Genomic DNA, 21967 nt, shown 5'->3' on the forward strand with positions numbered 1-21967 from the left:
TTGGGTTGTTGGGATTCACTCGGCACCCAGGCCGATGGGGTTGGGCAGGCGCTTTTCCACGGCATGGCGCAGCAGAGCGGCGCTGCGGAAGATGCCGTGGCCGAACTTCCCGTAGGGCAGGGTGGCAAACAAGGCCATCACCGCGCCCAGGTGCAGGCACAGCAGCAGGGCCAGGGCGGGGGTGCCGCTGCCCAGCCACAGGGCCAGGCCGCTGGCGCTGGTGAGGAACAGCAGGGCGATGAAGCCCAGGTCCATCGGCTTTTGTTTTGCATCGCCGTGCAATGGATGGCGCTGGCGGTTCAGCCGCCACAGCCCGGCGGTGCCCAGCACCAGGCTGATGCCTCCGGCCACACCCAGCAGCTTGGGCAGGCTGGGCAGGGCGTAGGGCGCGGCCCAGCCGAAGGCGTAGTGGTAGAGCGTGGCCACGCTGGTGGCGGCGAAGCACAGCAGGAAACCGTAGAAGGTGAGGTGGTGGAAGCGCCGACGGGCCAGTGTGTACGCGTCGTCCGCGTTGTGGCAGCCGTCGCCATGGCCGCCGTCCAGGTACTTGAGGCGCATCACCGCATCGGTGGCTTCGGCGGCAGCCGGGGCATTCAGCGGTGCGCCGCTGGTGGCGGGGGTGATGTCGCGCCAGAAGCGCCGCACGCCCATGGCCAGTGCCAGCGTGGCGAACCCGAACACCGGGGCGAACAGGCCCACCAGCAGGTTGTGCGGAAACACGCTGTAGAAGTTGTCGCCGGGCGCGCTGCCCCACAGGCTGCCTTTCATGGCCACAGCCAGTGCCAAAAACAGCGCCAGCGCTGCCGCCAGGGCCAGCGACAGCGTGAGGCCGTTGCGCTGGTAGAGCACGCCGAGCGCGGGCGGCCAGGCGTAGTCCACATATGTCTGGCCACGCACTTCGGCCATGGCCTGCGGCACGTTTACTGCAAATTCGTGCGGCGGCGCGTACTGGCAGGCATGCAGGCAGGCACCGCAGTTGTGGCAGAGGTTGGCCAGAAAGTGGATGTCGGCCTTGCCAAATTCGAGCCGCCGGGTCATGGCCGGGAACACGGCGCAAAAGCCCTCGCAGTAGCGGCAGGCGTTGCAGATCTGCATCTGCCGCCCGACCTCGGCCTCTGCGCTGGAGAGGATGGGAATGACACGGCGCGGGCCTTCTTGCGGGCCTTGTGCGAGCGACACGGCCTCGCGTGCCAGGGCTTCAAGCGTTTGCATGGGGGGTCTCCTTCTGTTGTAAGGCGGCGGCAGCCGCTTGGGTGCCTGCGATGCGGCCGAAGGCGGTGCCGATGCTCATGCCCACACCGGCTGTGTAGCCCTTGCCGAGCACGTTGCCAGCCATCATTTCCCCGGCCACGAAGAGGTTGGGGCTGGGCCGGTTGCCAAAGCGCACGGCAGTGGTGTCGTCTACCTTCAGGCCCAGGTAGGTGAAGGTGATGCCGGGGCGCAGCGGGTAGGCGTAGAAGGGCGCGGTGTCGATGGGCCGAGCCCAGTGGGTCTTGGCGGGTGCCAGGCCTTCGGTGCGGCAGTCGTCCAGCGCGGTGTGGTCGAACTGGCCCACCTGGCAGGCGGCGTTGTAGTCGGCAATGGTGTGCAGAAAGGTGGCTTCGTCCAGCCCGAGCTGCTGTGCCAGCCCTTGCAGGGTGTCGGCGGTGGTGCCGGGGAACACCGGCGGCATGAAGCGGCCCACGGCCTTCTGGTCGATGATGGAGTAGGCCACCTGGCCCGGCTGCTGCGCCACCAGCCGCCCCCAGATGGCGTAGCGCTTGGGCCAGAAATCCTCGCCCTCGTCGTAGAAGCGCCGGGCCTCGCGGTTCACCACCACGCCCAGCGACACACAGTCGATGCGGGTGCAGATGCCACCATCAAACAGCGGGGCCCGGGCATCGATGGCCACCATGTGGCCCTGCGACGGGTCGCCAATGGTGTCGGCTCCGGCATCGATTAGCTGCTTGAGCAGCACACCCTGGTTGAAGCGGGTGCCGCGCACCAGGAAGTTGTCGGCCGGCCATTCGCCGCGTTCGTTCTGGCCCCAGGCTTCGCGCAGCCAGGCGCGGTTGGACTCGAAGCCACCGGCGGCCAGCACGCAGCTGCGTGCGGTGATGCGTTCGCCCGCTTCGGTGTGCACGGCGGTGAAGCGCTCACCAATGCACTCGACCGAGGCCACCGGCGTGTCGTAACGGATCTGCACGCCCAGGCGTTCGGCGCTGCGGTAGTAGGCGTTGACCAGCGCCTTGCCGCCACCCATGAAAAAGGCATTGGTGCGCGCCACGTGGAGTGCGCCCGAGAGCGGCGGTTGGAAGTGCACGCCGTGGCGGCGCATCCAGTCGCGGCAGTTCGACGAGGCGCGTATCACCAGCCGGGCCAGGTGCTCGTCGGTCAGGCCGCCGGTCACCTTGAGCAGGTCCTGCCAGTATTCTTCTTCGGGGTAGGCATCGACCAGCACGTCCTGCGGCGCGTCGTGCATGCAGCGCAGGTTGCGGGTGTGCTGCGAATTGCCGCCGCGCCAGGCCTTGGGGGCGGCTTCGAGCAGCAGCACGCTGGCACCGGCCTCGCGCGCCATCAGCGCGGCGCAGAGGGCGGCATTGCCGCCGCCTACTACCAATACATCTACCTGTTCATTACGCACTTTGGATCTCCTTGGGGGTCAGGAGACTGTAGGCAGACGGCCCTTGCGGCGAAAGGCCGGATCAGGCAACAGGTGTTCAGTTTTCGAGAAGACTTGCGCAGCGCCCCTGTATCGCCCTTCGGGCTTACACGGGGAACTTGCGTCAGTCTTGTTCGAGAAGACTTGCGCCGAGCCAGCGCCCTTCGCGTACCAGGGTGCGTGCGGTGTCGGCCATCACCACCCGGGTGGCCAGGGCGGCAGGCGACAGTTCGTCGTCCGACAGGCTGACCAGCAGGTTGCGCCGCCCCACATGGGCATCGGTGATCTGGCTGCTGTGCACCCCTTCGGCGGGTTGCCGGGCGATGGCGGCACCGGGCTGGATGGTGGCCCCCATGCCAGCGCGCACCGCGTCCATCAGCAGCGCCAGGCCGTCGATTTCGGCCACCACGTGGGGCGTGATGCGTGCGCGGGCAAAGGCGGTGGTGAGCGTGGCGCGCAGGCCGTGGTCGGCGCTGGGCATGATCAGCGGCAGACCCGCGAGCTGGGCCAGCCGCACCTTGGCACCCGTGGGCCGCTGGGCCAGATCGGTGGCGGCCAGCACAAACAGCTTTTCGTCCAGCAGGGGCTCGATGCTCCAGCGGCGCGGCGTGGTGGTTTCGAACAGCACGGCCAGGTCGAGCTGGCGCGCCTGCAGCATGCTGGCCAGGTTGCCTGACAGCGACTCCACCAGGTGCAGCCGCACGTCCGGGTACCGCGCCCGCATCGCCAGCATCAGCGGCAGGCCGAGCACCGAGGCGGTGGTGGGTGCCAGGCCCACGCTCACGTGGCCAGACAGGCGCGCCTGCTGTGCCGCGCGCACCGCCTCGTCCGCATGCCGCAGCGTGAGCTGGGCCTGCTGCAAAAAGGCCACGCCCGCGTCGGTGGGGCTGACGCCGGTGCTGGCGCGCTGCAGCAGCCGGGTGCTGAGTTCGCCCTCCAGTCGGCTGATCTGTTGGCTCAGCGCCGAGGTCACCACGCCCAGCTCCACGGCGGCACGGCCCATGCTGCGCAGCTCGCAGACCTTGACGAAATAACGGAGCTGGCGGAGTTCCATGGGGCGGTGGCGTGGGTGTGGGTAGATGCCTATCGTAAGGCCAGGGCAGGCCGCAGAACGAACCGCAGTGTATTTGTAAATAATGGTAAAAAGTGCTTGCAGCGCTTATTCCATAAGTACAGTAAGCTATGAATTTGGTGCGTCAAAAAGACATCTACAAATCCAGCTCTGCTCCACGCACCCGCAGCCATTCTTTACGCTCCCGGAAGTCTGGCAACACCTTATCCACTTCGTTCCAGAACGCTGCCGAATGGTCGCGGTGGTGGATGTGGCAGAGCTCGTGCACCACGATGTAGTCGATGACGGTGGCCGGGGCCATCAAGCATTTCCAGTGGAAGTGCAGGTCTGCGTTTTTGAGACAAGAGGCCCAGCGGTAGCCCATGTCTTTGATACAAACGGCCCCCGGGGTTACCCCCACTTTGGGCGCAAGCAAGGCTACCCGTTCATTGAAGCGGGCCTGGCCTTTTTCGCGGTAAAAGTCCTCGAATGCCTTGTGCCCAGCCTCCATGCCGCCCACCGCAATCACCGACTGCCGCAATTGAAATCGGCCATCTTTCAACTGCAGTGGCGCGTCTTGCTCTTGGACAAGCAACAAACGGTAGTTACTGCCCAGGTAAGGAAATGATTCGCCGTTGACCCATTCACGCACCACCCGGGTGGCATTCAGGCTGCGCCATTCGGCCAAGTTGCGGTAAATCCACATGCGCTTGCTCAGCACAGTGGCATCCACCTGCTCGGGTGTCATCCGCAGGGGCGGGCGGACGGTCACCATGCCGTCGCGTTCGATCACGATGTCGGTGGTTTGCCGCTGCGCACCGGGCAGCAGCTGGTAGGCAATGTCGCGTACTTGGCGTAACTGCATTTACAGACCCGGGGTGCGCGAAGGGCGTAGGGTGCGCACCAGCGCATCGTGGCGGTGTTTGGCCAGTTTCATCACTTCTATCGCTACCCGTTCGCGGTTGTGCCGTAGTTCATCAATGCCAGTTTTGCTGATCTCGGTCTTGACCAGGCCACGCACCCGTTTTTGCTTGTCGGGGTTGTGCCAAAAATCGATGCTACCGATGGTTTCTTGCAGAATATCCACCACACTTTCCATCAACACTTTGAATTGCGGCTTGGCGGCATCCTCCACCAGGCCGCTGGCAAAACCCACCTGCGCAACGTGCGCGTAAAACGCGCTAGCCTCGGTGCCCAAGCCATGTTCTCCTTGCTTGCGGCCAGCAATCGCGGTGTTGCGCAGCTCCGCCAGTTTTTCTGCCAGCAGTTCCCACTGGTCATGGTGCTGTTCTATCAATGCATCCACTTTTTGCGACAAACTCTTGTAGAAGGCCGGGTCTTCGTCGTGGTGTACCGTGCAATGTTTGCGGATGGCGTGCTCCATCTCGCTGGCCTTGGCCGCCGTGTTGCCGCCTGCATGCGCGGCCAGCTTTTCCAAGAAATCGTCGGCCAGCAGCTCCACAGGTGGCACCTTGGGATTGATGCCCAAGCTGACCAAGTGTTCGTTGATCAGTGCTTTAACCTTGGCCCCCGCATCGCCCAGGTCCAGGCTGGTGTCTTTGTAACGCTCTTTGGCTACCTGCAAGATGTACCCGAAGCGTTTGGCAGGCACACGGTAGGGTTGGGCCGAGGCATGGGGCAACACAATGTCCATACTCGTCAAAAAGCTCTTCAGGTACACCTCAAAGTCGGCCCGCCGCCGCTCATCCTTCAGCGCGGCCACAGCCGCATGTACCACGGAGGCATCTGCCGAGATGCTAGGCAGGGTGCCGCTCGTAAAGGCCTTGATATGCAGTACACCCAGATCGGCGAAGTGCTGTAGCAGCCGTTGGTAACGCTCTTCCAGTACGGGCAGTTCAGAGCTGATGTTTTTCAGCCCATCGCTGAGTTCTTGCAGTTCATCGTCGGCGGCGTACAGGGTCAACGCATCGGTCAAGTGGTTGGACAGACCGATGTAGTCCACGATGTAGCCGCGCTTTTTGCCTTTCTTGACGCGGTTGGTGCGGGCGATGGCCTGTAGCAAAGTGTGTTCGCGCAGCCGCTTGTCGATATACATCACTTGCTCTACAGGCGCATCGAAGCCTGTGAGCAACATGTCGCAGACGATCAAAAAGGCAATGCCGGAGTTCGATTTGTCTGTGTCGTCCAGGTCAAAACTTTTGCAGAAGTTGTCTACCGCCTGTAGCCGGGACGCCTCTTTGCGGGCAAAGGTGATGAACGCAGCCTCGTTGGTGCCGTCGCTGGAGATCACCACCGCCGTTTTCAAGAAAGCCAGCCGTCGCAACAAATCCACGTCGGGTATGGCTTGGGTCTGCTCTTTGGCAATCTGCTCGGCCAATGCGGCTTTGATGCCGTTTTGGTAGCGTATGCAGGCCAGTTTTGAATGGCACACTACCTGCGCCTTGAAGCCGTTGGGCAAGATGTTGGTGACATAGTGGGCTACCAGATCGCGGGCGATGGCGTTGATGCGGTTCTCGGCTTCCAGAATGTCGCCGGTGGCCCCGTATTTCTTCTTAATCGCCAGCAACTCGTCTTCGTTACGGTCTTTGAACAGGTCTTCGAATGCTGTGTCGAACGCATGTTTTTCGTTCAAAGCGCTGTCTGCCGTTTTGCCCTCATACAAAATTTGCAGCGTGGCTCCGTCGTTTACCGCGTCGCGCAGGCGGTAGGTGTCGATGTACTCGCCAAAGCGTTTGATCGTCTTGTGCTCTCCATGCCGCTCGGTCAGCAGCGGCGTGCCCGTAAACGCCCAGCGGGTGGCGTTCGGGAAAGCCTCAAACAGGTTGTCGCCCAGATCCGAGCTCTGGGTACGGTGTGCCTCGTCGATCATCAGTACGATGCGTTCCGACGTGTTCACCACGCCAAAGGTTTTGCCCGAAGGCATGGCCAAAAACGTGCCCAGCGCCTCCGACACTGCGTTGGTCAGCACCTGCTTGTGCTCCTGGAACTTGTGCACCATCACCATGTTGATGTCTGAGCTGTCGCTGGCCAGATGGTGGCGTAGGTCATAACGGCTCTCCACCACATTGACCCGCCCACCTATCAGCTTGGCGGTGGCACCCAGTTGTTCTTCCAGGTCGGTGCGGTCGTTGACCAGAATGAGCTTGTAGTCGTTCAGGTCGCGGCTGGCGCGCAGCATCCGGGCCAGAAACACCATCGTCAGCGACTTGCCTGAACCCTGCGTGTGCCACACCACGCCGCTGCGCTCCAGGGCCGACGTGCCGGTGCGCAGCCGCTCTAGCATTTTGTGGGCCGCGCGAAATTGCTGGTAGCGGCACACCACTTTGATGCGCGGGCCGCCGTCGGTATCCATATACACACTGCTGGTGCGCAAAATCTGTAGCAGGTTGCGCTTGTCCAGCAAGCCCGCCACCAGTATTTGCTGTGCATTCAGCCCTGCCATGGCTGTGTCAGCCTGCGGATGCAGCGTCTTCCAGCCGTAAAAGTGCTCTTCGCCCGATGTGATGCTGCCGTAGTCGGCCTGTAATCCGCTGCTGCGCACCAGCAACAGATTGCTGTGGAATAGGCGCGGCTCGCCTTCCTTCAGGCCCGCCAGTGCCGTGTCGGCGCGGCGGCCCATGTAGCGCTGCAGTTGCACAAACGCCTCTTGCATCGGGTTGGCACAGGTTTCCGAGCCCTTTTTGCACTCCACCACGCACAGCGGAATGCCGTTCACGCACAGCACGATGTCCGGGATGATGAAGCCGCGCACCCCGCCCGGCGTGTCCACACGAAACTGGTTGATGGCATGGAACTGGTTGTTCTCTGGCGTGTGGAAGTCGATCAGGCGCACCACCGGGTCGGCCTCGCCGGTGCGCTCGTTCACATCCACCTGCGCCTTGAACAGCAGAGCCTGCACCGCCTCGTTGGCTTCCAGCAGCGTGCGGTTGGGCTGGCGTAGGAGTTGGCTGCGCAAGTCGTCCAGCTGGCGAGGTGTCAGCCATGCCTGGCCGTCATCGCCAGGGTTGATGGCGCGCACCGCTGCATCAAAGACCTGCGGCAGCAGCCATTGGCGAAAGTTGTCACGCAGGCTCAGGCGGGCATCCTGCGGCACGCCTGTGCCCTGGTCGATCACGGTCCAGCCCTGCGCGGCCAGTTGCTGCAAAAACGGTTGTTCGACTTCGGAGTACTCACTCATCGCGCGGTCGCCGTCGTGCTATGCATGCAGTGGCTCCAGGCGGTCCAAGGCGATGCCGATGGCACGGTCGTCAAACAAGCGGCTTTTGCGCTCTGCCGCCCCGGCGGGCCAACGTAGCAAACCTGCGCGCACGCCCTCGACCGTAGCCGGCACGCCCTCTTGGGACAAAAGCCAGTCCACCGTGGCCAGCAGCTCCATGCCAAACGGCGACTCAAAGCCATCGATCAAGGCGGCTGTGTGTTCCAAGGCCTGCGCGTACGGTTTGGCCTCGGTTTTCAGATACGCGTCCAAAAATGCCTTGCGGTCATCGTCAAACCAGATCACATCCAAAGGGTCTGCATCGCTAATGCGTTTGTCGCAATGCAGATAGCTGCCGTCCAGGTTGTTCAGCAAGTGCGCCAGGCGGTTGGCGTAGGGGCCGTATTTATGGGCCACAAACTGCAAATTCAGCGGGTTGTCTGGCCCAAAGCGTTCTATCGATCGCTCCAGAAACCACGCCAGTTTTTGAATCTCCAGCAGGCTGCACTCCATGCCCAGCACCCAATAGCGGCGCACCAGCTCCGCAATCAACGCGCGGGCGGGGGTGAGCTTTTCCACCCCGGTCCGTTTGGCCACATTGAGGTATTGCGGGGTGGGTTCAAACACCGTGATGTCTACCTCTTGCAAGTCGCCCAGCGCCAGGTTAATTTGCTCCCGCACAGCCGCCCAGTCCAGCCCGCCGTTGCCCGCGCCCAGCGGCGGAATGGCAATCGACTTGACATGGTGCTCCAGCAAAAACCGCCGTAAGTCTTGCAGGCCCTCCACCACCCAGACCATTTGCGAGGGTGAGCGCCAGTGTTGCTTGGTGGGGAAGTTGACCACCCAGCGCGGGCCGTCCAGCTCACGGGGCTCGGTGATAAACATCGTGCCCGTGCGCACCTGCTGGGCCTTGCAGGCCGCTGCGTACAGGCGAAAGTTGTCCTCAAAGCGCTCTTTGAACATCAGCGCAATGCCCTTGCCCATCACCCCTACGGTGTTGACGGTGTTGACCAGCGCCTCGGCACGGGCTTCTAGCAGGTTGCCTTGGGTAAAGTGGATCATCAAAAGTACCAGTTCGTACGCGTGTGTACCGGCAGGTTCAGCCCGCGCTCTGCAAGCTGCTGCGCCACCTGGGTTTTTAACGCATCGGTGTAGCAAACGATACCCAACAAACCCGCCACCGGGCACAACTGGTGCACCAGTGCCTCTGCCTGGTAGCGTTCGAACTTGGCCGGGTCATCGGGGTCGCGCTTGAAGTCGCGGCTTTGCAGCAGTTGCCAATCGATTTGGCCCAGGTCATCCAGACTGTCGTAAAAGTGCGCCCATTGGTAAAAGGCATGGCTGTCGGTGAACAAAAACCGCAAACCTTGGGCCGCCACATGGTGCAGGCTGGACACCAAAATCACTATTTCGTCGTTGCCCCGCTGCTGCGCGCTGCGGCCAGAGTGGATGTTTTTCATCATCACCGAAAACGGCGTGAAATAAAACGGCACGTAATCGTTCAAATACCCACCTGGCGGCACGGGCACCACGTGCTGGGCACGCTTGTCGATCAGCTCCTGGTTGCCAATGCTCACCCAGTGGGGTGCCTTTACCGGGCTATTGCCGCTGTGCAAGCCGTTGTCTAGCACCCACGGCAGGTTGTCGCGGTGGATGATGCGCCAGATCAACGCCTTTTGGGGGTTGAGGCTGGGGTAGTGGTTAGGCATCTGTGGCGTTCAGTGGTTCGGGCGCGGGTTTCACCGGGACTTTGCCGGTGAGCAGGTCTTGCATGAGGCCGAGTTTTTGGAGTTTGAGTTTCTTCATCTCGGTATTCAGTGTATTGATCCGATTTTTAACGCCGTTTAACCGCTGGACAATGGACTGCTGTTCAAAATTACCAGGCAGCGCAATCGAATACGCCTTTAGCTGGGTAGAGTTGATGGATGCGAGGTTTGTAGATTGTTTTGAATTCAGTAAAAAGTATTTTTTGCCAAATGCTGACTCCGAATAAAACGCCAAATACATAGGCGATAACGTTGCAGCATTGGTCCGCACACGGAAAACATGATTCTGATGTACGCAATCCTCAATCTCACCATTCCACACTGCGCCACGGCCAAGTTTGTCAAAGTCACCGCCTTCGTTCATCAGTACGTCGCCTGTCTGCAGTCGTAATTGCGTTAGCGTTTTGTGAGATATGCGAACGGTTTTTACTTCGTTGAGGTCAAGGTATCCGTCTTGAACGTTGGCTACACGCAAGTAGGGGGTGTCCAAAGTGTCTGAAGGTTGCGCTTTTGCACCAAGCGTGATGCCTGAAACAATGTTTGCCATTTCACCGAGGGGGCTTATGGTCCACTCCCTCGGTATCCACCCCACCGCCGTTTCCTGGTACAGCTCTGGAGCGTGTTCGCGGGACGGTCGCAGGGTGCCATCAGGCAGCACGCCACGGGTGAACAGGTCGTGCATTAGCCCGGCTTTGATCTGCTGGTATTTGGCGATCAGCGCTTCGGTTTTCTCGATGGCGGTGTCGATGCTGGTGAGGATGGCGGCGATTTTTCGTTGAATTTGCAGTGAGGGAGCAAAAACCTTACAACGAACAAAAAAATCTGTGGGAACACGCTGTTGTCCAGCGGAACCTGTCATAAAGACTTCTGCTTTTTGCCTAACTGCATTCCACTGCAGTAACTGGTAAAGGTATTCAGCAGAGTTATTGAGCTTGGCTCGTAGCACATGAAATTCAGTGCTGCCACAACCCACTCCATTTTCCAGTCCTAGTGCCAACGCACCTTTGCCATTTTCCATACATGGCGATATTTTTGCGAATAAAATATCACCGTTTTGAAAGCGAGTGAATCCATTTTTTACCTTGGCAAAGGGTCTAGTTTGACTTATTTTTATGCCGCCACTTTCGCTCACGTCCCTCATGGAAACGAAGCTGACTTGATCAAAATCTTTTGGAATCTTATTAAGTAATGGATTCACCTCGCCGATAGCTGCAATTGGGTTTTCACGCATACCCCAACTCCCGCAAGTACCCCTGCAATTCCCCTGCAGCCCGGTCCCGCTCGTCCTCAATCTGCTCTACCGTCACCGCGTACTTGCGCCACAGGCTTTCCACCGCCGCCACGCAGGCCCGCTGGTCGGCGCGCAGGTAGGCGCGGTAGCTGGCAAACAGTGTCTGGCCCAGGCGCTCGATGATGACGGTGCGGGCTTCGTCTTTGCTGATTTTTAGGCGGGCTTGCTCCACCAGTTGCAGCTTGTGCGCTTCGGTGGATTTGATGGCGGTTTTGAGGGCTTTGGCCTCGTCTTCCAGGGCTTTGTGGCGGGCGAGTTGGGCTTCCAGCCGCTCTGCTTGTGCCACCAGCGCTTTCCAGTCGCCCAGGGAGGGGTCGCGCTTGGCGAGTTTGGCCTGGCCTTTGGCTTCTTTGAGGCTGGTTTTCAGGGCTTTGACCTGGTCGGCGGGCAGGGCACCGGTGTCTTCGCTGTCTTCAAAATCTTCCTCGCTGGCGGCGGCAAACAGGGCTTGCAGCTCGGCCAGACGGCTGTGCTGGGTTTCCAGCTCGGCCAATACCTTGGGGAACTGGCTTTGCAAAATTTCACCGTCCGGGATGAGCTCGGGGCCCCAGCCACTGGCGGCGATGGATTTGAAGTCGGCTGCAAGCTGCTGGTAGTAGTTGGCGAAAGCACCTCTGATTTGATAGCGGGTGAGCAAGGCGCTACCAGCGCTAGAGCCTGTTTCCAATCTTGAAAACGTGCGTTCTATGCTGTCGAGCAAGGTGGCGCGCAAGGCGTAGACGTTGTGGGCTGTGGTCTGCTGGTTTTGCGTGTCGGGTGCCAGGGCTTCGATGACAGGCAGGTGCTGCCGCCACCAGGCTTGCAGCGTGCCCATGAATTGGGCGTGGCGGGCAGTTACGCCGGGGTGCTGGGCGATGTGGTTGGCGATGCTGCGCAGGTCTTGCAGGTCTGGGCTGAAGTCTGCGTAAGCCGCGCTGTGCGTGCCTGCTGGGGGCCGTGGGGGTGCCGGACGGTTGACAAAGCAGCTCTCTCGCAGCCCGACGTAGTTGTGCCAGTAATGGGCCAGGGTGTCGATTTCGGCCACCGGCACGCCGCCGTGCAGGTGGGCGCGCACGTCGTGGGGTTCGGGCGGCGGTGCGTTTTCTACATAGCGGCGGATGTTGCAGTTGTAGTCTTCGGCCCGTATTTCGGCCACGGGCACCCGGCGGGCGTAGTGGGCCACGGTGTCGCCAGCACGGTAGGTGTGGACGATTTTGTCAATGTCTTCGGGACGCAGGTGGTTTTGCGCCTTGCCTTCGCGGTATTCACGGTCGGCGTTGATAAACAGCACGCTGTCGCGGGTCGCCCCACCCACTTGGCTACCGGCTTTGTTCAGCACCAGAATGCAGGCCGGGATGCCGGTGCCGTAGAAGAGGTTGCTGGGCAGGCCGATCACCGCCTCCAGGTAGCCTTTGTCAACGAAGTATTGGCGTGCGGCGCGCTCCTCGCCGCCCCGGAACAGCACGCCGTGCGGCATGACGGTGGCCAGGCGACCGTCGGCTTTGAGCACAGCCAGCATGTGCTGCACAAACATCAGGTCGGCTTTTTTGCCTTTTTCGGGCATCCACACCGGGAAACGGCCGGGGTGCTGGATGTCTTTTTTGATGTAGTTTTGGCTGAAGGGCGGGTTGGCCAGCACGCGGTCAAAGCGCTTGAGCTGCCCGTCTTCGGCCAGATGCTGGGGTTCGCGCAGGGTGTCTTGCTGGCGGATGACGGCGTGGGAGATGCCGTGCAACAGCATGTTCATCTTGCAGATGGACCAGGTGGTGCCCATTTTTTCCTGGCCAAACAGGGCCAGCTCGGTGGCATCGGCCCCGCATTCGCGCAGGTAGTCGCGCGCCTGGATCAGCATGCCACCCGAGCCTACGGTGGGGTCGTACACGCTCATGCCCTCTTGCGGGTCGCAAATTTCTACGCAAATGCGCACGACCTCGGCAGGGGTGTAGAACTCGCCTGCTTTCTTACCTGCCGAGTCGGCGAAGTGCTTGATCAGCCATTCGTAGGCCGCGCCCAGCAGGTCGGGGAATTCGAAGTCATCGTCATGCAGTGGGATCTTGTCGAAGTTCTGGATGAAGTTGACCAGGGTGTCGTCGTCCAGCGTGTTTTGGCCGATTTTGCGGTTGAAGTTGATGGTGCCTTTGAGCACGTCTTGCAGTGCGTCGGGGTTGGCATCTTCCAGTGCTTCCAGGGCTTTGTTGAGCATGGAGCCCACGTTTTCCTTGGTGTGCTTGAGGGCGGGCTGGCGCTTGCCATGTTCGTCGGTCCACTCGGTATTCCAGCGGGAGCGTTCGGGCACATAAAAGTATTTGCCAGAGTACTGGTCGCGGTCGGCCATATTGAGGACGATGTCTACGCGGCCCAGGCCCTGGGCCTTGCCTTGCGCTTCAATTTCCAGGCGGCGCTGGTCGAATAAGTCGCTGGCGCGCTTGAGGAACAGCATGCCAAAGATGTATTCCTTGTATTCACTGGCATCCATGTTGCCGCGCAGGTCGTCGCAGGCGGTGAGCAGCAGGTTTTCAAGTCGGGCGAGGGTGAGTTTTGCGGCGGGCATGCAGTCGGGCTATCGGGAGTGGGGTGGGGCCATGGTGGCCACTGGCCGCAGTGCGCGCACAGGTGCGGCGGCGGCAATCGCGGCAGTTTACGCTAGCGCTTGGTCCAAAAGAGGTTGGGGTAAAAATAGGCTGCTAGCGCTTATTCCATAAGCGCAACCAGCTATGAAATTTGATGAAAAGGGGTGGGTGGGCCATCCGGGCTATGCTCCCCCCATGCAAACCCTTACCGATCCCCGCCGCCAGTCTTTGCGCCGCATGCAGTGGTTTGCCATCGCGCTGCTGCTGGCATCCCTGGGCGGCCTGCTGCTGGGCCACGCCATGGGCGGGCAGGGCGGTTGGGGCTGGTTGCGGGCGTTTTGCGAGGCCTCGGCCGTGGGCGCGCTGGCCGACTGGTTTGCGGTGGTGGCGCTGTTTCGGCATCCGCTGGGCATTCCGCTGCCGCACACCGCCATCATTCCGCAGAGCAAGGAGCGCATTGCCGACAGCCTGGCCGACTTTGTGCGCAACCATTTTCTGGACCCGGCCACGCTGCTGGCCAAGCTGGCGGTGCTGGATCCGGCGCAGCGCCTGGGCGAGTGGCTGCGCGACCCGGCGCGCATGGCCTTGTGGGCGCAACAGGCCCAGGGCGTGGCGCTCGGCCTGTTGAACGTGTTTGACGACGCGCGCATGCAGCGTGCTACCCTGGAACTGGTAGTGGCCCAGGCGCGGCGCTGGGACGCAGCCGCCACCGCGGGCGAGGTGCTGGGCCTGCTGACGCAGGACGGGCGGCACAACGAATTGCTGGATGCCGGGCTGGTCAAGCTGGGCGAATACCTGGCGCAGGACGAGGTGAAGGCGGCGGTGTCGGAGTTGCTGCACAAGCACGTGCGCAAGGAATGGCCCAAGGTGGTCGGCCTGGTGGACGCGGTGGCATCCACCTCCAAAATGGCCGACAGCATGGCCGAAAAACTCAGCGCTTCGGCCCTGGACGAGCTGCGCGAGGTGCTGGCCCAGCCCGCGCACCCCGCGCGCCTGCGTTACCAGGCCTGGCTGAATGACTACATCACCCGCCTGCGCGACGACCCGGCCCTGCGCCAGGCCTGCGACGATTTGAAGGAGCGGGCGCTGACCGACCCGGCGGTGCGCCAGTTTGTCGCCTCGTTGTGGACCGACATCAAGCAGTTGCTGCAGGCCGACCTGGCCGATCCGCAGTCGGCCATCGCCCGCAATCTGCAGGCCGCGCTGGGCGCGGTGGGCGAACGCCTGGCCAGCGACACCCACCTGCGTGAAGCCATCAACGAGCATGTGATGGCCGCAGCGGGCCAGTTGGCCCTGGGCTTGCGTACGGGGGTGACCTCCCATATTTCGCAAACCATCAAGGGCTGGGATGATCGCCAGCTGGTGCAAGAGCTGGAGCTGAGCGTGGGGCGCGACCTGCAGTTCATTCGCATCAGCGGCACCTTGGTGGGCGGGTTGGCCGGGCTGGCGATCCATGCGGTGGTGGTGTGGGTGTGAGGGACTGACAAGATGTTTTTGAGTTTGGAAGAGAACCGCAACAGCGAGACCGAACGCCAGCGGGTGGCCGATCTGATGGCCTTGCTGCCTGCCGATGTGCAGACCGCGCTGGATATTGGTGCCCGCGACGGCTACCTGTCGCGCCAGCTGGCCGACCGCTACGCCCAGGTGACCGCGCTCGACCTGGAGCCGCCGCAGGTGGCTGACCCCCGCGTGCAGTGCGTGCAGGGCGACGCGACGGCGCTGCAATTTGGTGATGGCGCGTTCGACCTGCTGCTGTGCGCTGAGGTGCTGGAGCACATTCCCACGGCGCTGCTGCCCCGGGTGTGCGCCGAGCTGGCGCGGGTAGCCGCGCGCTACATCGTGGTGGGCGTGCCTTACCGGCAAGACATCCGCCAGGGCCGCAGTACCTGCCAGCGCTGCGGCGGCAAAAACCCGCCCTGGGGCCATGTGAACCGGTTCGACGAAGCGCGGCTGCAGGCCCTGTTTCCGGCCTACACGGTGCAGCGGCAAACCTTTGTGGGCACGGCCGAGCCGGGTACCAACGTGCTCTCGGCCTGGCTGATGGACCTGGCGGGTAACCCGTTTGGCACCTATATCCAGGACGAGCCCTGCATCCACTGCGGTGCGGCCCTGCAGCCGCCTCCGGCCCGCAGCCTGCCGCAAAAGGTGTGTACCCGGCTGGCGGTGCAACTGCAAAAAGCCCAGGCCGCCTGTACGCCCCGGCATGCCAACTGGATCCACATGCTGCTGGCCAAAAAACCCGCCGGGGACTGGCGATGAAGTTTGGAGGATATTGGGCTGTTTGCTTGCTGGCACTGGCCTGCCTGCTGCCGTTGCGTGCCATCGCCTGGGGCCACCAGGGGCATATGCTGATCGGCACCATCGCCGACCAGATGCTGACCCCGCAGGCCCGGGCCGGGCTGCAGCGCGACCTGGGGCTGACCCTGGCGCAGGCGGCACCCTGGGCCGATTGCGCCAAGGGTGTAGTGCTGGGGGAGCAGGGCCTGGCGTACGTGGTGGACGCACGCTGGGCCTCGCCCGCCTGCAGCCGTTTCGAGACCGCCAAGGGCAAGCTGGCGATGCAAAGCTATGTGGCGCGCAACTGGAGCACCTGCGGCCAGCCGCGCGAATGCCACAAAACCTACCACTACACCGATGTGGCCTACCAGCATGGCCGCTACAAGGTGGGCACCGTGGGTACCCACCGCCACGACCTGGTGCATGCCATCAACGCCGCCATCGCCCAGCTACAGGGCCAGCCGGTGCCACCGCCTTTCAGTATCACCAGCCGGGCCGAAGCCTTGCGGCTGCTGGCGCATTTCATCGGTGACCTGCACCAGCCGCTGCACGTGGGCGCGCTGTACCTGGACGCGGCAGGTAAGCCGGTAGACCCCGACGCGCCGGGCCACGCCGAGGCGCTGGAAACCCGGGGCGGCAACAGCATCGCCACCACGGAGGGCAATCTGCACGCGCTGTGGGACGACCTGCCCGACGGCCTGCGCGCCAAAGCCGTGCCCGCCCGCATGCTGCAAGACGCGCGGGCGCTGCCCAAGAGTCGGGCAGGCCTGGGCCGCCTGGCGCAGACCTGGGCCAGCGACACCGTGGCCGTGTCGGGCGCGGCCTTTACCGGCCTGTCGCTCGGCCCGGCCCGCATGGACAAGGGCCGGGTGTGGCCCGCTTCGATGGCCGACCCCGAGGGCTACGCCACCCGGCTGGCGCAGGTGCAGACCCGGCAGCTCACCAAGGCCGGGGCGCGGCTGGCGCAGTTGGTCAACGTCTTGTACGCGACATCCCGGTGAAACCCTGGGTTTTGGGCATCAAAATGGCATGCCGTGCCGATTGAATAAGCACAAGCAGCTACAAAAAATATAGTGTTTTTGGCGGCGCAAGCCGGGCGTGTCGGTTACAGTGGGGCAGATGACGGACTGGTAATATCTTCTTCCGGAACCTGGCTGGCATGACCTGCACCTCAGACGCAATCACCGTAATTTCCCTTGCCGCGCAGCGCCCCCTGGTGTGGCTGCCGATGGACCACCGCCAGCGGGGTGGGGATGATTCATCGCTGCCCTACCTGTACCTGGGCGACAAGTACGCCCGCGCCGTGCGCGATGGGGCACAGGCCCAGCCGGTGAGTTTTCCGCTGGCCGACGTGGCCGACATCCCCGCGTTGCTGGCCCTGGTAGACGGGGTCATGCTGACCGGCTCGCCGTCCAACGTGCATCCCTCCCATTTCGACGAGCCGGTGGCCGACCCCAGCCTGCCGCTGGACCCAGCCCGCGACACGCTGACCTTTGCCTTGGTGCGCCACTGCATTGCCATGGGTGTGCCGCTGCTGGGGGCTTGCCGGGGGTTCCAGGAAATCAATGTGGCCCTGGGCGGCAGCCTGCACCAGACCGTGCATGCTGTGCCCGGCCTGCAGGACCACCGCGAAGACGAGACCGCCCCCCTGGCCACCCAATACGGCCTGAGCCATGACCTGCTGATAGCCCCTGATTCCGCCATGGCCCAGTGGGCGGGCGGCGTGCGCACCCAGGTGAATTCGCTGCACGGCCAGGGCATTGGGCGGCTGGCACCGGGCTTGCGCGCCATTGCCCATGCGCCCGATGGGCTGGTTGAAGCCTTTGAGGTCACCGGTGCCCCGGCCTTTGCCTACGCGGTGCAGTGGCACCCCGAGTGGCGCTGGTCGGAGAACCCTTTTTATACCCAGATATTCGCGGCCTTCGGGGCCGCGTGCAGATCACGTCAACGTGAAAAAACGGCTTACGCAGCGCTCAGCAGCTAGTTTGGGCGCTCCGTAAGTCATAGCAACCTAACCCAACCTCAACGGAGAAATTGCCTATGGCTGATGTCAAAAAAGAACACATGACCTTCAACGACCTGGAGAACTGGCTCAACGAGCGCCGCGTGACCGAGGTGGAATGCCTGGTGCCCGACTTGACCGGCGTGGCGCGCGGCAAGATTCTGCCCCGCGCCAAGTTCACCGAAGACCGCGGCATGCGCATTCCCGAGGCGGTGGTGGCCATGGGCGTGACCGGCGAGCTGCCGTCGCAGGGCCCGTACTACGACGTGGTTAACCCCACCGACCGCGACATGCAGCTGCGCCCCGATGCCTCCACCGTGCGCATCGTGCCCTGGGCCAGCGACCCCACGGCCCAGGTGATCCACGACTGCTACGACCGTGAGGGCAAGCTGGTGCCGTTTGCCCCGCGCAGCGTGCTGCGCCGCGTGTGCGACCTGTACGCCGAGCTAGGCCTGGAGCCGGTGGTGGCCCCCGAGCTGGAGTTCTACCTGGTGGCCCGCAACACCGACCCCAACACCGTGCTGCGCCCGCCGATTGGCCGCAGCGGCCGGGCCGAGACCTCGCGCCAGTCGTACAGCATCGACGCGGTGAATGAATTCGATCCGCTGTTTGAAGAGCTGTACGACTACTGCGACAAGATGGAGCTCAACGTGGACACGCTGATCCACGAAGCCGGTGCGGGGCAGATGGAGATCAACTTCTTCCACGCCCACCCGCTGGGCCTGGCCGATGAAGTGTTTTTCTTCAAGCGCACCGTGCGCGAGGTGGCGCTGCGCCACGACATGTACGCCACCTTCATGGCCAAGCCCATCGAGGGCGAGCCCGGCAGCGCCATGCATGTGCACCAAAGCCTGGTTAGCAAGGCCACGGGCAAGAACATCTTCAGCAACGACGATGGCACGCCGTCGGAGGCCTTCTTCCACTACATCGGCGGCCTGCAGCGCTACCAGCCCGCCGCTATGGCCCTGGTGGCCCCGTACGTCAACAGCTACCGCCGCCTGTCGCGCAACACCGCCGCGCCCATCAACACCGAGTGGGGTTACGACAACCGCACCGTCGGCATCCGCTCGCCCATTTCCAGCCCGCAGGCGCGCCGGGTGGAAAACCGCGTCATCGGCGTGGATGCCAACCCCTACGTGGCCATGGCCATGACGCTGGCCTGTGGTTACCTGGGCATGCAAAAAAAGATCAAGCCCAAGGCCGAAATGAAGGGCGATGCCTACCTGGCCCCGTTCTCGCTGCCACGCAGCCTGGGCGAGGCGCTGGACCTGCTGCGCGGCGAAACCGACCTGCACGACATCCTGGGCAAGGAGTTCATCACCGTTTACACCGAGATCAAGGAGCTGGAGTTTGAAGAGTTCATGAAGGTGATTTCGCCTTGGGAGCGCGAGCATTTGCTGCTGCACGTTTAACCGTCTGCTGCACGTTTGATCTTCAACTTCAGAAAATGCCTATGCCAAATACCGTCAATACCGCAGAAATCCAGGCGCTCGACAGCGCCCACTTCCTCCACCCCTTCACCGACTTCCAGGACCTGAACACGCGCGGTGCCAAGGTCATCACCCGCGCCGACGGCATCTACATCTGGGATTCCGAAGGCAACCGGCTGCTGGACGCGATGAGCGGCCTGTGGTGCGTCAGCGTGGGCTATGGCCGCAAAGAGCTGGCCGATGCCGCCTACCAGCAAATGATGGCGCTGCCCTACTACAACAGCTTCTTCCAGACCACCAACGTACCCGCCGCCACCCTGGCCGCCAAGCTGGCCAGCCTGGCCCCCGGCTTTGAGCACGTGTTTTATTCCTGCAGCGGCAGCGAAAGCAACGACTCGAATGTGCGCATGGTGCGCCGCTACTGGGACCTGCTGGGCCAGCCGCAGCGCAAGGTCATCATCAGCCGCCACAACGGCTACCACGGCAGCACCATGGCGGCAGCCTCGCTCAGCGGCATGTCGGGTATGCACGCCCAGGGCGACCTCCCCATTCCCAACATCACCCACATCGAACAGCCCTACGCGGTAGAAAACGCACTGCCGGGCGAAAGCGCGGATGCCTTCGGCTTGCGCGCAGCGGGCTGGCTGGAGGCCAAGATTCTGGAGATCGGGCCCGACAAGGTGGCTGCCTTCATTGGCGAGCCGGTGCAGGGCGCGGGCGGGGTGATCATTCCGCCCGCCACCTACTGGCCGGAAATCCAGCGCATCGTCGACAAATACGGCATCTTGCTGATCAGCGACGAGGTGATCTGCGCCTTTGGCCGCTTGGGCCACTGGTTTGCCTACGAGAAGTTTGGCTACAAGCCGGATCTGGTCACTTTTGCAAAAGGCGTAACCAGTGGCTACATCCCGCTGGGCGGCGTGCTGGTGGGCGACCGTGTGGCTAAAGTGCTGATCGAAAAGGGCGGTGAATTCAACCACGGCTACACCTACAGCGGCCACCCGGTGGCCTGCGCGGTGGCCCTGGCCAACATCGCCATCATGGAGCGCGAAAACCTGGTGGAGCGGGTGCGCACCGATATCGGCCCCTACCTGGCGCAAAAATACGGCGCGCTGAATGAGCACCCGCTGGTGGCGCATGCCGAAACCTGCGGTTTTGTGGCCGGGCTGGTACTGGTGAAAAACAAGCAGACCGGCGAGCGCTTTGACGAGAGCCTGTCGGTCGGCATGCTGTGCCGCAAGCACTGTTTTGCCAACGGCCTGGTGATGCGCGCCGTGGGCGACCGCATGATCATCGCCCCGCCGCTGGTGATGACGCACGCCCAGATCGACGAGATGGTGGCGCTGATCTTGCTATGTCTGGACCTGACGTGGCAAGAGTTGAAGGCCGCCGGGCACGTACAGTAAGCTTCTTATAATTTTTTCTAAACCCTTCTTTTTTGGAAATTGCCAACATGAAACAGCACGCACTGGTTATTGCACTCTCCGCCCTGATGCTGGGCGCTTGCGGTAAAAAAGAAGAGGCCCCCGTGGCGGCGGCCCCTGCACCCGAGCCGGTGGCTTCGGCCCCGGCCGCCCCCCCTGCCAACACCGAAGAAAAAGTGCTGAACGTGTACAACTGGCCCGACTACATCGCCGCCGACATGATCGCCAACTTCGAAAAAGAAACCGGCATCAAGGTCAACTACCAGACCTTCGAGAACAACGAAGGCCTGCAGGCCAAGCTGGTGGCGGGCAACAGCGGTTTTGACATCGTGGTGCCCGGCGCGGTGTTTGCCAAGTCGCAGATCGACGGCGGCCTGCTGATGAAGCTGGACAAGAGCAAGATCCCCAACGCCAGCAACCTCGACCCCGCCATCATGGCCAAGCTGGCCGGTGTGGATGCGGGCAACGAGTACCTGGTGCCCTGGGCCTGGAGCTACACCACGGTTGCCATCAACAAGGGCAAGGTGGCCAAGGCGCTGGGCTCCACCCCCATGCCTGAAAACGCCTGGGACCTGGTGTTCAACCCGGTCTACACCTCCAAGCTCAAGTCCTGCGGCATTGCCTACCTGGATTCGCCCACTGAAGTGATCCCGCCCGCGCTGCACTACATCGGCAAAAACGCCTACTCGGCTGATGTCGCCGAGCACAAGGAAGCCGGTGCCATGCTGGCCAAGGTGCGCAAGGACATCCGTTTGTTCTCCAGCACCATGATCGACGACCTGGCCGGCGGCAAGGCCTGCGTGGGCCTGGGTTGGGCGGGTGATATGAATGTGGCCAAGGCCCGTGCCATCGAGAACAAGAACGGCAACGACATCGAAGTGCTGGTGCCCAAGACCGGCGGCCTGATCTTCTTTGACAACCTGGCCATTCCCAAGGATGCCACCCACCCGAACAACGCCATGATGTTCATGGACTACTTCCTGCGCCCCGAAGTCTCGGCCTCGCTGACCAATGAGCTGACCTACCCCACGGCCAACAAGGCCAGCCTGGACAAGGTCACGCCCGAAATCGCCGCCGACAAAACCATTTTTGTCGATGCCGACAACATGGCCAAGATGGTTTCGCCTTCCAGTCTGAGCAACGAAACCCGCGAGTCCATGAGCAACGTCTACACCTTGTTCAAGAAGAGCAAATGATATGACTCACCCCCAGGCTGCAGTGCTACGCATCTTTCGCCAACCCCCTTGCAGGGGGCAACACCAGCAGCCTGGCGGAGCCAGTTCTGCGGTGTTCCTGGACTGCGTGCGTTCTGGCGATTACTGGGGTTGAGTTGCTAGCTGGCTAGTGTGAATAGGCCGTGCACTGTCTTTACCGGGGTGC

Annotated in this window: 16 protein-coding genes; 7 read left to right on the forward strand and 9 right to left on the reverse strand. The window is 62.5% G+C overall.

All coding sequences use genetic code 11. The features are described from left to right. Positions 1–15: 15 nt before the first annotated feature. The 9 genes from tcuB to AC097O_RS09365 form a co-directional block, all read right to left on the reverse strand. Positions 16–1212 (reverse strand): tricarballylate utilization 4Fe-4S protein TcuB, encoded by a 1197-nt coding sequence (gene tcuB, locus AC097O_RS09325; RefSeq protein ID WP_479592525.1) that lies wholly within the window; start codon positions 1210–1212, stop codon positions 16–18. Beyond that, positions 1199–2623 (reverse strand): FAD-dependent tricarballylate dehydrogenase TcuA, encoded by a 1425-nt coding sequence (tcuA, locus tag AC097O_RS09330; RefSeq protein WP_479592526.1) that lies wholly within the window; start codon positions 2621–2623, stop codon positions 1199–1201. The genes tcuB and tcuA overlap by 14 nt, the downstream gene beginning before the upstream one ends. A 142-nt stretch (positions 2624–2765) precedes the next feature. Continuing rightward, positions 2766–3695 carry a LysR family transcriptional regulator gene (locus AC097O_RS09335; protein ID WP_479592527.1) on the reverse strand — a complete coding sequence of 310 codons (930 nt, stop codon included), beginning with the start codon at positions 3693–3695 and terminating at the stop codon, positions 2766–2768. Positions 3696–3849: 154 nt separating this feature from the next. Further along, positions 3850–4557 carry a M48 family metallopeptidase gene (locus AC097O_RS09340; RefSeq protein ID WP_479592528.1) on the reverse strand — a complete coding sequence of 236 codons (708 nt, stop codon included), beginning with the start codon at positions 4555–4557 and terminating at the stop codon, positions 3850–3852. After that, positions 4558–7830, reverse strand: a complete 3273-nt coding sequence (locus AC097O_RS09345) for a type I restriction endonuclease subunit R (protein WP_479592529.1) — start codon at positions 7828–7830, stop codon at positions 4558–4560. It lies immediately after the preceding gene. Between the two features lie 18 nt (positions 7831–7848). Continuing rightward, positions 7849–8910, reverse strand: coding sequence for a type II toxin-antitoxin system antitoxin DNA ADP-ribosyl glycohydrolase DarG (darG, locus tag AC097O_RS09350; protein WP_479592530.1), 1062 nt, complete (start codon positions 8908–8910; stop codon positions 7849–7851). After that, positions 8910–9557 carry a type II toxin-antitoxin system toxin DNA ADP-ribosyl transferase DarT gene (gene darT / locus AC097O_RS09355; protein WP_479592531.1) on the reverse strand — a complete coding sequence of 216 codons (648 nt, stop codon included), beginning with the start codon at positions 9555–9557 and terminating at the stop codon, positions 8910–8912. The genes darG and darT overlap by 1 nt, the downstream gene beginning before the upstream one ends. Next, positions 9550–10845, reverse strand: coding sequence for a restriction endonuclease subunit S (locus AC097O_RS09360; RefSeq protein ID WP_479592532.1), 1296 nt, complete (start codon positions 10843–10845; stop codon positions 9550–9552). Before AC097O_RS09360 ends, darT begins: the two co-directional genes overlap by 8 nt. Then, positions 10838–13435: a type I restriction-modification system subunit M gene (locus AC097O_RS09365; protein WP_479592533.1), complete on the reverse strand. Its 2598-nt coding sequence runs from the start codon at positions 13433–13435 to the stop codon at positions 10838–10840. Before AC097O_RS09365 ends, AC097O_RS09360 begins: the two co-directional genes overlap by 8 nt. A 214-nt stretch (positions 13436–13649) precedes the next feature. Here AC097O_RS09365 and AC097O_RS09370 point away from each other — a divergent pair, with 214 nt between their 5' ends. The 7 genes from AC097O_RS09370 (at position 13650) to AC097O_RS09400 (ending at position 21783) form a co-directional block, all read left to right on the forward strand. Beyond that, positions 13650–14930: a DUF445 domain-containing protein gene (locus tag AC097O_RS09370; protein WP_479592534.1), complete on the forward strand. Its 1281-nt coding sequence runs from the start codon at positions 13650–13652 to the stop codon at positions 14928–14930. A 12-nt stretch (positions 14931–14942) separates the two neighbouring features. After that, positions 14943–15713, forward strand: a complete 771-nt coding sequence (locus AC097O_RS09375) for a class I SAM-dependent methyltransferase (protein ID WP_479592535.1) — start codon at positions 14943–14945, stop codon at positions 15711–15713. A 26-nt stretch (positions 15714–15739) separates the two neighbouring features. Then, on the forward strand, positions 15740–16732 hold the full coding sequence (locus AC097O_RS09380; protein WP_479592536.1) for a S1/P1 nuclease: 993 nt from the start codon (positions 15740–15742) through the stop codon (positions 16730–16732). Between the two features lie 158 nt (positions 16733–16890). Next, positions 16891–17715 carry a gamma-glutamyl-gamma-aminobutyrate hydrolase family protein gene (locus AC097O_RS09385; RefSeq protein ID WP_479592537.1) on the forward strand — a complete coding sequence of 275 codons (825 nt, stop codon included), beginning with the start codon at positions 16891–16893 and terminating at the stop codon, positions 17713–17715. A gap of 56 nt (positions 17716–17771) precedes the next feature. Beyond that, on the forward strand, positions 17772–19145 hold the full coding sequence (locus tag AC097O_RS09390) for a glutamine synthetase family protein (RefSeq protein ID WP_315183553.1): 1374 nt from the start codon (positions 17772–17774) through the stop codon (positions 19143–19145). Between the two features lie 41 nt (positions 19146–19186). Next, positions 19187–20569, forward strand: a complete 1383-nt coding sequence (locus tag AC097O_RS09395; protein ID WP_479592538.1) for an aspartate aminotransferase family protein — start codon at positions 19187–19189, stop codon at positions 20567–20569. Between the two features lie 47 nt (positions 20570–20616). Beyond that, positions 20617–21783: an extracellular solute-binding protein gene (locus AC097O_RS09400; protein WP_479592539.1), complete on the forward strand. Its 1167-nt coding sequence runs from the start codon at positions 20617–20619 to the stop codon at positions 21781–21783. The last annotated feature ends 184 nt before the right edge of the window (positions 21784–21967 follow it).

It is taken from the genome of Rhodoferax sp. LS1P39, from assembly GCF_056521425.1.